The organism is Prosthecobacter gellanilyticus (genome assembly GCF_007992435.1).
GTDB classification, from domain to species: Bacteria; Verrucomicrobiota; Verrucomicrobiia; order Verrucomicrobiales; family Verrucomicrobiaceae; genus Prosthecobacter; species Prosthecobacter gellanilyticus.
Genome location: NZ_BKAG01000047.1, coordinates 18,798 through 31,616, shown reverse-complemented (window position 1 = coordinate 31,616; position 12,819 = coordinate 18,798). Strand labels below are relative to the sequence as shown.

The following is a 12,819-nucleotide window of genomic DNA, read 5'->3' as shown; positions in this document are numbered from 1 at the left end:
CTTCGTTTAGCAGCCCGCCATGCGCTGGACTCTCCTTCCCTGCCTTTCGTCATTCGTCATTCTGGTTTCGTCATTGGCCGCGGAGACGCGCCCCAACGTGCTCTTCATCGCCAGTGACGACATGCGCCCGCAGCTCGGCTGCTATGGGGACACGACGGTGAAGACGCCGAATATCGATGCACTGGCGAAGCGCGGCATGGTGTTTCAGCGCAGCTACGTGCAGCAGGCGCTGTGCTCGCCCTCGCGCATCTCCATGCTCACGGGCCGGTATCCCGCCACGACGGAGATCTTTGAGATCGGTCGCACCCTGCGCACCACCATGCCGGACATCACCACGATGCCGCAGCACTTTAAAGACAACGGCTACCACACCCGCAGCCTGGGCAAGATCTACCATGTGGGCATTGATGATGATGCCTCATGGACTGTTCCCGCCTGGCACAGCAGCAAGCCGCGCATCAGCCCTGCCACGCAGGCTGCGGTGCAGAAGTATTTGGGCGATGCCAAGGCGAAGGGCATCACGCTGCCGCAGAAGGGCAAAGGCAGCCGCAATGCGGCCGTGCCCGCCTTTGAATCCGTGGACTGTGGTGATGACGATCTGCTGGATGGTGACACCGCCGCGAATGCCATCCAGCAGCTTCAGGAGCATGCGAAGACTCCCGACAAGCCTTTCTTCCTGGCGGTGGGCTTTGCCAATCCGCACGTGCCCTGGATCTCTCCGAAGAAGTATTGGGATCTCTACGATCGGTCGAAGTTCACGCTCGCGCCTAACAACTTTTTGCCCAAAGATGCACCTGAATTCGCCGCGACCTCCGGCGCTGACTTCCGCTGGTATGCCGGTGTGCCTGAGGGCGAACTGCCGGAGCCTTTCGCCCGCGAGTGCCTGCACGGCTACTATGCCGCGATCAGCTATGTGGATGCGCAGGTGGGCCGCCTGATGGCCGCGCTGGAGCAAACCGGTCTGGCAAAAAACACCATCATCGTCTTCTGGAGTGATCACGGCTACTACATGGGCGAGCACACCTGGTGGGGCGCCAAGCATAACAACTACGAGGGCGCCACGCGCAACTGCCTCATCCTCTCCCAACCCGGTATGAAGCATGCGGGCGAGAAGACGGATGCGCTGGCGCAGTCCGTGGACCTCGCGCCCACACTCACCGAGCTCTGCGGCCTGCCCGAGAACAGCGGCTTTCAAGGTCGCAGCCTGAAGCCTGTGCTCGAAGAACCCACCGCGCATGTGAATGACGCAGCCTTCAGCTGGTATCCCAAAGGCCAAGGCTATCTCGGCGTGGCGATGCGCACGGACAAATGGCGCTATGTCGAATGGACCAAAACCGGCGCGGAAACGCAGCGCGAACTCTACAACATGGTCCATGATCCGCAGAACAATCAGAACGTCGCCGCGAAGCCCGAACATGCGCAGGTGATCGAAGCGCTGAGCAAGCGTTTGCGGGAGAAATTCCCCGTGCAGGAGTTCAAGCAACCTGCGGAAAGCGCCATGCAAAAGGGCAAAGGCAAGAGAGGCAAGAAGAAGTAATCCGCCGACTCATCCATCACGATCCGCATCCCACGATGAAAGCTCTCCTCATCCTCCTTCTGTGTTTTCCGTGGTCAGCTTTCTCGGCTGAGACGAAGCGCCCGAATGTCCTCTTGATGATGGCGGATGACCTAGCGGCGACTTTGAGCTGCTATGGGTTTCCGCAGGCGAAGACGCCGAACCTGGATGCGCTGGCGAAGCGCGGTGTGCTCTTCAGCCGGGCTTATTGCCAGTTCCCGCACTGCAATCCCTCCCGCTCCTCCATGATGAGCGGACTGCGTCCTGGCACGACGAAGGTGACGAACAACGAGGACAACCTCTACACGAACATCCCGGATGTGCTGACACTGCCGCATCACTTCCGCAATCATGGTTATGCCACAGCACGCTGCGGGAAGATTTTCCACCTCGGTGTACCCAGCGGTCTGGAGAGCATGGATGACCCGAAGGCCTGGGACTTTGGCACCGAGTTCAAGAATGAGCTGCCCTATCCGCCAAAACAGGAAAGTGTGGTGAAGGTGAAGACCGGCAAGAAGCAGGGGCTGACCTGGCAGGAGATCCCGGGGAGTGATGACCAGCTGGTGGACGGAAACTTTGCCAAAACGGCCATCGAGTGGCTGGGCAAGCGCGATAAAGAAAAACCCTTCTTCCTAGCGGTGGGCTTCCATCGCCCCCACATGCCGCTGGTGGCACCGGCAAAGTATTTTGATCTGCATCCCTTTGAGAGCATCACCCTGCCAGAGGCTCCGGAGAATGATGAGGCGGATGTCCCGGAGCCTGCGCGCAATGGTGCGGTGCCTGGATACGCGGTCTCTTCAACTCCTGAGCAACGTCGCGCGGCCATCCGTGCTTATCTCGCCTGCGTGAGTTATGTGGATGCGCAGGTGGGACGTCTGCTCGCTTCGATCAAGGAGATGGGTCTCGATGACAACACCATCATCATCTTCACCGCTGACCACGGCTGGCATCTCGGTGAGCATGGATTGTGGCATAAGCGTAGCCTGTTTGAGGAGAGCGCTCGCGTGCCTTTCATCATGTCCATGCCCGGCATGAAGACGGGTGGTCAGCAGAGCGCCGGCCTCATTGAGTTGATCGATGTGTTTCCGACGCTGTGTGACCTTAGCGGAGTGCCTGCGCCTGCGCAGTTACAGGGCAAGAGCATCCGTCCGCAGCTCAATGACACTTCTGTTGTCGTTCACGATGCGGCCTTCACTCAGGCACGCCGTGGCAAGGATGCTGAGTTCTGGGGCCGCACCATCCGCACCGCCCGCTGGCGCTGCACCGAGTGGGACGCGGGGAAGAACGGGATCGAGCTGTATGACCACGACGCCGATCCGCATGAGTACACGAACTTGGCGAATGATCCGAAGCATGCCGAGGTGCTGAAGGAGCTGCGTGGCAGATTGGCGGAGTTGAAGTGAAGGATTCTTTCGAACTCCCGCGTGCCCCAGAATCGCCTAAAGGCTATACTCCAACGTGAGATTGCGTGGCTTTGATTTGCTTATTAGTGCTCTGGGTCGTCCCAACCTGCACCGTAGCGCTCGATGGGATGCAGCTTCCAAAGACGTTCGGCTTCATCGCGACCTACTTCAGACAGATACTCGGTGGCGCTTGACCAAGGCCAGTCAGTCCATTTCAGCACATAGTCGTGTTTTACGGGATTGTGATGGATGTAGTTGAGGGTGGCTGCGTGGTGATCAGAGCTTTTCATCACTGTTTCGACCGCATTGCACCACACTTGTCGGCCACGCGTTTGTTCCAGACCATTCCATTCAAAGGAGGTCCGACCATGCAGCCTGCCGAGAGCTTGGAGAAGCACTACGACTTCATTCGAGGCCACAAGCGCGTGGTAGTGGTTGGGCAGCACCACCCAGGCGGCAACGCGCATTGAGTTTGCCTCCAGGCATTGCAGCCATTCCTCTGTAAATGCATTCATTCGCTCCAACGAATAGCCGATGTGTACCGAGTGCTCAAAACAGGTGGCAGTGATTAGATAGTGCCTCTGCCCGCTGTCCACATGACGCGGGCTGTGCAGCGGTCGCTGCATCCGTTGCCGCCAGGCGAGCACGTGGCGGCGTTCATCATCGTCGAGCCTCCGCCAGCGATACATGAGCGCAGGAAACAAAATGCGTGATCTCGCGTCAAGATGAAGTTGGGGTGGCTGAGACGTGGGGGGTGCGCAGCGCCATTGATCGCCTAAAGGCTTCACTCCAACGAGTGGCTGCGCAGCTTTTGTTGGAGTCTAGGCTTTAGCCGATCAATGAAGCCGCGCTCCCCCCAGAGTCCAGATCACCTAAAGGCTTGACTCCAACTTGGCGGAACTAGGCTTCCGATGAGAAAAGCAACTTCACCTTGCGTCACGACCTGACTCGTATTGGAGTCACAGCCATGAGCGACACTCATTTTGATTTCATTGTCATCGGCGGCGGCAGTGCTGGATACGCGGCGGCACGCACGGCACACGGCGAAGGCTTGCGCGTGGCGGTGATTGATGGAGCCGCTGAACTCGGCGGGCTGTGCATTCTGCGCGGGTGCATGCCGAGCAAGACGCTGATCGAGTCCGCAGACCGCTACATCAGTGTGCGGCGGGCGGCGGAGTTTGGGCTGAAGGCGCAGCCGCTGGGCGTGGATGTGAAGGCCATCCGAGATCGCAAGCGGGTGCTCATCGCAGACTTTGCGGGGTATCGGCAGGGACAGCTCGAGGACGGGCGCTTTGTGCTCTATCGCGGGCATGCTCGCTTCACGGATGCGCACACGGTGGAGGTCACTCCTCGTGATGGCACCGCGAGCTTCAGTGTGACCTCGCGCTACTTCTGCATCGCCACGGGTTCCGTGGCGCAGGTGCCGCCGATTCCAGGTCTCGCGGAAGCGGGTTACTGGACGAGCGATGAGATTTTGGATGCAGAGCAGCTGCCTGAAAGTTTTGCGGTGCTCGGGGGCGGTGCGATTGCGCTGGAGATGGCGCATTATCTGGAAGGCATCGGCCGGAAGGTCACGCTGATTCAGAGGAGCGCACAGTTCCTCACGGGTATGGATCCAGAGTGCAGCAAGGTGGTCGAACAGGCTTACACGCATCGTGGAATCACCTGCCATCTGGACACGAAGATCCATCGCGTGACCTTGGTGAACGGGCGCAAGCATCTGGAATACACGCACGCGGGCAAGGAGACGAGTGTGACGGTGGATCAGATCCTCGTCGCGATGGGACGATACGCGGCCACGGAGGGACTTGATCTGCACCACGCGCATGTGGGCTTGAGCGGGAAGAAGATCAGCGTCACGCCGACCATGCAGTCCAGCCAGGCGCATATCTTTGCGGCGGGAGATGTGTGCAGCCCGCTGGATGTGGTGCACGTGGCCATCCAGCAGGCGGAAATCGCGGCGCGCAATGCGGCCCGGCTTTCACGGGGAGAGGTAGCCAGCGAGCAGATGGACTACCGGCTGCTGCTCTTCGGGGTGTTTTCACATCCGCAGGTGGCGGCGGTAGGAGCCGGGGAGAAGGAGCTGGAGGAGAAAGGCGTGCCGTTTGTCTCGGCAAGCTACCCTTTCAATGACCATGGCAAGAGCATTGTCATGGGCGAAACGGAGGGGTTTGTGAAGATGCTGGCCCACAAGGAGACGGGCGAGATCCTGGGCGCGACCTGCGTGGGGCCGCATGCCACGGAACTGATCCACGAGGTGGTCATCGCCATGCACTACCGGTCGAAGGTGCAGGAATTCATGCTCATCCCGCACTACCACCCGACCCTGAGCGAGATCTGGACCTACCCGGCCGAAGAATGTGCGGATCAGTTGGAGCCGGTCTGAGGGGATTTTAACCGCAGATGGCACAGATGGGCGCAGATGTCCCTGAGCAGGGGGGGAGGTTTCATCATTCGGATTTCGGGATTCGTCATTCCCTGCCCCATCTTCCCCTTGCTGCCTGGGGTCTCCCGTCCATTCTCGCGACCCCATGCGCGTCCTGCTCACCACCACCTCCTACCAAGACACCCCCGGCGATCATCATGCCCTCCTGGAAGCCCAGGGCTTTGACATCCATCGCGAGCGCGGCCCCCTGCCCGAAAGCCGCATGCTGGAGCTGGCCGGTGATTTTGATGCCTTCCTCTGCGGTGATGACGAGATCACCAAGGCCGTGCTGGACAAGGCCCTGCCCCGCCTCCGCGTGATCAGCAAGTACGGCATCGGCCTGGACAAGATTAACGTGGAAGAGTGCACCGTGCGCAAGCTGCCCGTGCTCTTCACTCCTGGCGTGAACCACACGACCGTGGCGGAGCACACCTTCTGCCTGCTGCTCGCACTGGTGCGCAATCTGGTGGACAGCGCCAACTCCGTTCGTGAGGGCAAATGGAAGCGCGTGACGGGTAACGAAATTTGGAACAAGAAGATCGGCATCGTGGGTCTCGGCCGCATCGGTCAGGAAGTGGCGAAGCGCGCGCTGGCCTTCGGCATGGAAGTGCATGGCATGGACATCTACTGGCCGGAAAAGTTCGCTGCTGATAACGGTGTGACCCGTCACAACAACATCGAGAGCCTCATCGCCCAGGTGGATGTGCTGAGCCTGCATGCGAACCTCAGCGAGAGCACGAAGCACCTCGTCCGCGCGGATCGCATCGCCCTCGCGAAGAAGGGCCTGCTGGTCGTCAACACCTCCCGTGCGGAACTGGTGCACATGCCGGACATGATCGAGGCGCTGAACTCCGGCGCTGTCGGTGGCTACGGAACGGATGTGCTCGATGAAGAGCCGCCACCGGCTGATCATCCGCTGCTGAAGCATCCGAAGGCGCTCATCACGCCGCACATCGGCAGCCGCACCTATGAAAGCGTGCCCCGTCAGGCCATGCGCGCCACCTTGAATCTTGTGAACTACCTCAAGGGCGAGGCGGATGTGATTCAGGCTAACAAGTTTTAATTCATCTCACGCTTTCTCACTTTCCATGTCACTTGTCGACGCACTGCTCAATTCGTCGGCAAGTGACGTGGAGTTAATCGCAAGCAACGAGCAAAAGGGCGATCATTCTGAAGTTCCTCGTGATGTGGATTTCGTTCTTGAGGCTAAAACCGAGGGGAAAGCGTCTCTCATGTGCAGTTTTATCGTCGACAACCATTATGGCAGGCCGTCGTTTCAGCGTGTGGATCTTGAGAATGGCGAAACCATCTGGCGTGTCATCACCGTCATCCACACCCCCGCGACCAAACATGTCATTTGCTCATTGAATGGGCTTTTCGTCTGCCTTGCTGAACTATTCGGTCTTGAGTACAATGGTTGGGGTTGCCTGCTCCAAAACGAGACCTGACAGAGCAACTCAGCTACAGTCCCTATGAGGCCATCTACACAGTCCTTTCCAGATCAGATTAACGCTTTTCCATCTTAGCACTTCAGCTCCATGTCCAAACACCTTCACTTCATCGGCATCTGCGGCACCGCCATGGGCTCCACGGCGGTGGCCATGCGCCAGCTTGGTTACACGATCTCCGGTTCGGACGAAAAGGTGTATCCGCCGATGTCGGATGTGCTGCGTGATGCAGGCATCACGGTGACGGAAGGTTACAAGGCGGCGAACCTGCCCGCAGAGGCGGAGGTCTTCGTGGTGGGCAATGCGATCAGCCGTGGCAATGAGGAGCTGGAGAGCATGCTGGAGCGCCGTCTGCCTTACATCAGCATGGCGGAGATGCTGCGGCGCGAGGTGATCCAGGGCAAGCGCAGCTTTGTGGTCAGCGGCACGCATGGCAAGACGACCACCACGACCATGCTGGCGTGGATCTTTGAGAACGCGGGACGCAATCCAGGTTACATGATCGGCGGTGTGCCGGAGAACCTGAGCAGCGGTGCGCGCTTCAATCACAGCGATCTCTTCGTCATCGAAGGCGATGAGTATGACACCGCTTATTTCGACAAGCGCAGCAAGTTCCTGCACTACCTGCCGGAGTGCGCGATCGTGAACAACATCGAGTTCGACCACGCGGACATTTTCCCGACGCTGGATGATATCAAGCTGACCTTCCAGCGCCTGCTGAACAGCGTGCCGCGCAATGGTGTGGTGCTATTGAATGGCGATGACAAAAACTGCCTCTCCCTGAAGAGTTATGCGCCAGTGAAGACCGTGGGCCTGGGTGAGAGCTGCAGCGAACGCATCGTCATCACCTCCGCGGATCCGGAGAGCACCACCTTCACGATCAATGGCGAGTCCTTCACCGTCCCGATGATCGGTGAGTTCAATGCGCGCAATGCCGCCATGTGCGTGTGCGCGGCTCGTCATGCCGGCCTAACCGATGATGAGATCCGCGCCGGCCTGGAAAGTTTCCGGGGTGTGCGCCGCCGCCAGACGATTCGTGGCGAGGTGAATGGCATCACGATCATTGATGACTTCGGTCATCACCCCACGGCCATCCGCGAGACGCTGCGCGGTTTCCGTCAGAAGTATCCGGGCCGCCGTTTGTGGGCCGTGTTTGAGCCGCGCTCGAACACGAGCCGTCGCAATGTGCTGCAAAACGAGCTTATCGAAGCCTTGAAGGAAGCAGATGGCAGCGTGGTCGCAGCCGTGGCGAATCCTGAGAAGGTGGCGGCGGATCAGCGGCTGGATGTGGGTGTGGTGGCGGCGGCTGTGGCTGCCAGCGGACACCCTTGTTTCCATGAAGCGAATACCGATGCGATCATCTCACGCCTGAAGAGTGAAACGAAGTCCGGGGACGTGATCATCATCTTCAGCAATGGCGGCTTTGACGGGATTCATGGGAAGCTGGTCACGGCGCTCGGATAAGTTCGGAGTTTTGAGGTCGGCGGTCGGAGTTGGGCATTCGGCCTTGTGGGGCGGATGCACAGCCTGACACGCTGAAGCGTGAACGACGTACTTCTCGTGCGCTGAATCAGCGGGCGGCTTTGGTATAACAGGCGCGCTCCTCGGGGAGCATGCGGGCGCGAGGGTCGATGTCTTTGAGGACGATCTTGGCGACGTCGGAGGCGTTCTCAGCGGTGCTGTCGCGCGCGATCGCGGCGTAGACGGCCTGCTGTCCTGGAGTGAGATGGTTGTTACTCAGGTCCATCTCATTCAGGAAGAGCGTGGCGGTGTTCATGTCCTTCAGGCGCCAGCAGGCGAGCGCCACCATGAGACGACGCTGGTAGTCCTTGGGCTGCATCTCATACAGCTTGTGCACCTGATTCAGTGCGAGTTCGATGTCACGTCCGGCGAGCAGATTCGCATACAAGAAATCCTCCTGGTACTGGCTGTCGTCCGGCCAGCGGCGGACGGCCTCGGCTGAGGCGGCGATGAGGCCCTCAGTGTTGCCATTGGAGCGGGTCATGCGAATGAGGCCGTCATAGCCCACGCGCTCCTGTTTCGGATCCCGTGAGACTGAGCGGAAGGCCTCCTCGGCGATGTCAAAGTGCCCGCGCTCCTCGGCATAACGAGCGATGCGCTGAAGGAGATCCGAGCGATGCTCCACGTCACAGGCACTCTTCGCGACGATCAAGGTGCTGCGGGTCTCTTCCGGAGATTTCTCCGTCACATAGGCGAGGTGAGCCCGGTAGAAGGAAAGTTCCGTGTGGCTGAGGATGCCGCTGACCTGCGGTGACTCCACCAGGCGCTCGAGATCGGCATGACGCTGCAGGACGGTGAGTGCGGTGAGGTAGTTGTCCAGCAGCGGCTTGTAGGCCACGGCTTCCGACTCAGGGACGAGAGCCAGGACTTTGAGAGACTCGTTCTGAGGAGGCTCGACAAGCCAGCGGATGATGGGCACCAAGTCCTCGCGTTTGCGGCCTCTGGCGGTCTGCACGGCTTCCAGAATGAGCTCGTCACGACGCAGCGGCTCCAGCTTCACCTGACGGCGCAAAGCAGCCACCAGATGCCAGCCGTCTCCCTTCGGGTGGGTGCGCAGGCGATCGATGAGCTTCTTGGTCTCATCCGGCGGCATGTCGGGCGCGGAGTCGAGCAATTCCAAGGCGCGCAGGCTGAGCTCGTCATCCTGCCCTTCTGCCACGGACCAGGCGCGGCGCAGGCCGCTGGAATGTTCGAGCGTCTTGCCAGAGAGAATCTCCACTCGAGCGAGGCGCAGCGCATGCTCGCGATCCTCGGGGTGGCTCGCGGCGTAATTCCGCATGGACTTGGCGAGCATCTCGTCCTTCTGGCTTTTGCCCCAGACATTCTCCGCCAGCTTCATCATCATGTCCGTCGGCATCTGCTTGTTCAGCATGTCCTCCAGCAATTCCGAGGCTTCCTTCGGGCGCTGCAGGTTCATCAGCGCATGCACACGGAGGACTTTGTCGTCCACTTTCGTGGCACCGATGCGGTCGAGCTGGTCCAGGTAGTGCAGCGCCTCGGGCCTCTTGGCCAGGGTCAGGATCTCCGCGTTCATGCGCACGACCCTGGCATTCTCCGGCGAGAGCTTCACCGCCTGCTGCACCTTCTGGAAGGCCTGCATGCCCTGGCCGTCATTCACGAGCTCGCGAGCTTCGTCATAAAGTTTGTTAGCCTGCCAGTCCTGGTACTTGTCATGCATGGGCCTGGCATAGATGAAGCCGAGGACGATGGCGGTGCCGCAGATGCCCACGAGCAGGCTGATGGCGACGATGCGCGCGGTGGTGGACTGGCGGTCCCGATGCGCCTGCGTGGGTGGCACCAGCCACTGCCAGGCCGCGATGAACGGGCGCAGCAGGATGAAGGGCTTCGGTTTGCCGGCCTGGGAGGGATCAATGTTCTGACTGGTAAGCAAGGCGCGCTGACAGTGGGGGGTTGGGGAGGGTCATTTTACTCCCTCGACCCTGAAATGGGAACAGGTTTGAAATGAATTATTCAGGAGGGCAAAGCCCCCGCTGGAGGGAATGCATTAGTTCTTCACCAGCACCTGTCCGTTCACAAAATGCAGCAGGCGGTTCTTCAAACCGCGCCGGGTCTGCTTGTGGATGAAGACCGGGGTCTCGCCAATGTCGAACTTCTCATCCGCAGGAACGGAGAACAGGGAGATCCATTCCAGGTTCCACCAGGAGGATCCGGCCTTCTCTCCCTCTGCACAGTGGGTGTACTCCAGCGAGAGCAGCTCACCCGGATGCCGTTCGCCTTCGGCCTGCTGCTTCGTGCGCAGAAAGTCGGCGAACTGACGGGTGTAGATGATGCCACAGGGGTGGCGCTGCATTTCCATACTCATTGCTCAGCAAACGAACAGTGTTCGGCCTCCATCAATGCCCTCACCCCTCCAGAGTGCAAGGGAGTTTTTCACAACCCGGCGGAGAAATTCACACTTTTGGCTAGGTAAGCCCAGCTCACTTAAATGTCGAAGCTGACCGTCTCACGGCGCTCTCGTTCCAGCACTTGAGCCAGGGTGGTGGCATTCAGCCAGCCGTCCACCTGCTGCTTCAGCAGGGAGAAGGTCTGCCCCAGACCACAGGCACCGCTGACTCCGCATTCACAGCTGCCGCCATGCTTCTCAGGCGAGGCGCAGGCGATGGGCTCAAACGGACCGTCAATGAGAGTGACGACCTCTCCGAGCGTGATGCGGGAGGGTGCCTTGTGAAACTGATAGCCGCCACCAACGCCGCGCTTGCTACGCAGGAGGCCGCCATTCTTCAGCGCGAGAAGGATCTGCTCCAGAAACTTCAGCGGGATGCGCTCACGCGTGGAGATGTCCTGAATGGCGAAGGTCGACGTCTCCGTGTCACGCGCCATGCAGAGCAGGGCGCGCATCGCGTATTCGGCCTTCTTGGAAAGTTTCACAGGGTGTCCCTAAGTCAGCGCCAGGGAAGGATCAAGGAAGAGTCTTGTCAGTCATTTCGCTTTCCTTCCTTGCGCCGCCGCCACGCTCTCTTAAGTCTAGGGCATGCCGCCTCCCCCGGGCATCCAGCCACCCGCATCGGACATCGTCACCCTCAGTCTCATCTCCCACACCAATGCGGGGAAAACGACTCTGGCACGCACGCTCCTGCGCCAGGATGTGGGAGAGGTCCGGGACGCGGCGCATGTGACGCTGTACAACCAGTCCTACCCGCTGCTGGAGCATGATGCCCGTCTGTTGCGCCTGTGGGACACGCCGGGGTTTGGCGACAGCGCCCGCCTGCTGAAGCGCCTGAAGCGCGAGCGGAACCCCATCTTCTGGCTCATCTCCCAGACCTGGGACCGCCTGACGGACAAGCCGCTCTGGTGCAGCCAGCAGGCGCTGAAAAATGTGAGGGAGGAGGCGGACGTGGTGCTTTACCTCGTGAATGCCACGGAGCCGCCCGAGGTGGCCGCCTACATCGCGCCTGAAATGGAGATCCTGGGCTGGGTGGGCAAGCCTGTGCTAGTGCTGCTGAACCAGACCGGCCCTGCGCAGGAGGCCAGCGTGGAGGAGGCCGAGGTGCAGGCCTGGCGGGATCACCTGAAGGCCTGGCCCATCATCCGCGATGTGATCTGCCTGGATGCCTTTGCCCGCTGCTGGGTGCAGGAAGACCGGCTGATGCATGCGCTGAGCCCGCTGATGAGCGAGACGAAGGCGGAGGCCTTCAAGCAGCTCAAGCGTGCCTGGCATCAACGCAACCAGGATGTCTTCCATGATTCCAGCCGGGTGCTTTCCGAGCTGCTCACCGCCGCTGTCGTGGACGGCATCGAGGTCCGCAGTGAGACGCTGTGGGAGCGCATCGGCATCGGCCGCAGTGACCTGAACAAAGAGTATGGGGATGCGCGTGAGCAACTGGCCACCCGTCTGGCTGACCGGCTTCTCAGCTCCACAAACCGTCTGATCGAACTGCATGGGCTGGAGGGTGAGGCCGCACGGAGGCTGGGCCAGCTGGCGCAGGACCAGTTTCATGTGCCTGTGAAGGTTTCCGAGACCATCTGGAGTGTCGTCGGCAGCGTGGCCGGAGGAGCGATGGGTGGATTGATCGCCGACCTGAAGATGGGTGGCATGACTTTCGGCGGAGGAGCACTGGTGGGTGGCATCGCCGCTGGCATCGGTGCCTACGCGCTCATCAAGAGCTACAATCTCGTGCGTGGCAGCGACCACCGCCTGCACTGGTCCTGCGAGCATTTCCGCGAGCAGGTGCGCCTGGCCATGCTGACCTATCTGGCGATCTCCCACTTCGGCCGTGGCCGTGGCGAATGGCAGGAAAGCGCTGAGCCCGCGCACTGGAACAGCATCTGCGGACAGATCATCGATGAGCATGCGGACGGCATCACCCGGGTGTGGAAGTCCGGCGTGGAGGCGAATGCCCTGCCTGACGCAGTTTCAAAGGCCGCCCATGCGCTGATCTACGATTGCCTTAGCTGCGTGCTGGTGCGGCTCTACCCCGGCGCGCAGATCGACAATTGATCCCCTCC

At 60.4% G+C, this 12,819-nt stretch carries 11 protein-coding genes; 7 read left to right on the top strand and 4 right to left on the bottom strand.

Annotation, left to right across the window (positions count from 1 at the left end; translation table 11 throughout):
• Positions 1–19: 19 nt before the first annotated feature.
• Complete coding sequence (locus BGE01nite_RS23110; RefSeq protein WP_146854176.1) at positions 20–1,537, top strand: sulfatase; 1,518 nt, start codon at positions 20–22, stop codon at positions 1,535–1,537.
• A gap of 35 nt (positions 1,538–1,572) precedes the next feature.
• Positions 1,573–2,958: a sulfatase gene (locus tag BGE01nite_RS23105; protein WP_146854174.1), complete on the top strand. Its 1,386-nt coding sequence runs from the start codon at positions 1,573–1,575 to the stop codon at positions 2,956–2,958.
• 83 nt (positions 2,959–3,041) lie between these two features.
• Here BGE01nite_RS23105 and BGE01nite_RS23100 read toward each other — a convergent pair whose 3' ends face one another.
• Positions 3,042–3,647 carry a transposase gene (locus BGE01nite_RS23100; protein WP_146854173.1) on the bottom strand — a complete coding sequence of 202 codons (606 nt, stop codon included), beginning with the start codon at positions 3,645–3,647 and terminating at the stop codon, positions 3,042–3,044.
• Positions 3,648–3,925: 278 nt separating this feature from the next.
• Here BGE01nite_RS23100 and BGE01nite_RS23095 point away from each other — a divergent pair, with 278 nt between their 5' ends.
• The 4 genes from BGE01nite_RS23095 (at position 3,926) to mpl (ending at position 8,295) form a co-directional block, all read left to right on the top strand.
• Complete coding sequence (locus BGE01nite_RS23095) at positions 3,926–5,344, top strand: dihydrolipoyl dehydrogenase family protein (RefSeq protein WP_146854172.1); 1,419 nt, start codon at positions 3,926–3,928, stop codon at positions 5,342–5,344.
• A gap of 145 nt (positions 5,345–5,489) precedes the next feature.
• Complete coding sequence (locus BGE01nite_RS23090; RefSeq protein ID WP_146854170.1) at positions 5,490–6,446, top strand: phosphoglycerate dehydrogenase; 957 nt, start codon at positions 5,490–5,492, stop codon at positions 6,444–6,446.
• 25 nt (positions 6,447–6,471) lie between these two features.
• On the top strand, positions 6,472–6,831 hold the full coding sequence (locus tag BGE01nite_RS23085; protein ID WP_146854168.1) for a ribonuclease E inhibitor RraB: 360 nt from the start codon (positions 6,472–6,474) through the stop codon (positions 6,829–6,831).
• 90 nt (positions 6,832–6,921) lie between these two features.
• On the top strand, positions 6,922–8,295 hold the full coding sequence (mpl, locus tag BGE01nite_RS23080) for a UDP-N-acetylmuramate:L-alanyl-gamma-D-glutamyl-meso-diaminopimelate ligase (protein ID WP_146854166.1): 1,374 nt from the start codon (positions 6,922–6,924) through the stop codon (positions 8,293–8,295).
• Between the two features lie 106 nt (positions 8,296–8,401).
• Here mpl and BGE01nite_RS23075 read toward each other — a convergent pair whose 3' ends face one another.
• The 3 genes from BGE01nite_RS23075 to BGE01nite_RS23065 all read right to left on the bottom strand — a co-directional run bounded on the left by BGE01nite_RS23075 (position 8,402) and on the right by BGE01nite_RS23065 (position 11,241).
• A complete protein-coding gene (locus BGE01nite_RS23075; protein ID WP_146854164.1) occupies positions 8,402–10,243 on the bottom strand; it encodes a tetratricopeptide repeat protein in 1,842 nt (613 codons plus the stop codon).
• Between the two features lie 114 nt (positions 10,244–10,357).
• A complete protein-coding gene (locus BGE01nite_RS23070; protein WP_146854162.1) occupies positions 10,358–10,663 on the bottom strand; it encodes a hypothetical protein in 306 nt (101 codons plus the stop codon).
• Positions 10,664–10,794: 131 nt separating this feature from the next.
• Positions 10,795–11,241, bottom strand: coding sequence for an RrF2 family transcriptional regulator (locus BGE01nite_RS23065; RefSeq protein WP_146854160.1), 447 nt, complete (start codon positions 11,239–11,241; stop codon positions 10,795–10,797).
• A gap of 103 nt (positions 11,242–11,344) precedes the next feature.
• On the opposite strand from BGE01nite_RS23065, the gene BGE01nite_RS23060 reads away from it, so the two are divergent.
• On the top strand, positions 11,345–12,811 hold the full coding sequence (locus BGE01nite_RS23060) for a DUF3482 domain-containing protein (protein ID WP_146854158.1): 1,467 nt from the start codon (positions 11,345–11,347) through the stop codon (positions 12,809–12,811).
• The last annotated feature ends 8 nt before the right edge of the window (positions 12,812–12,819 follow it).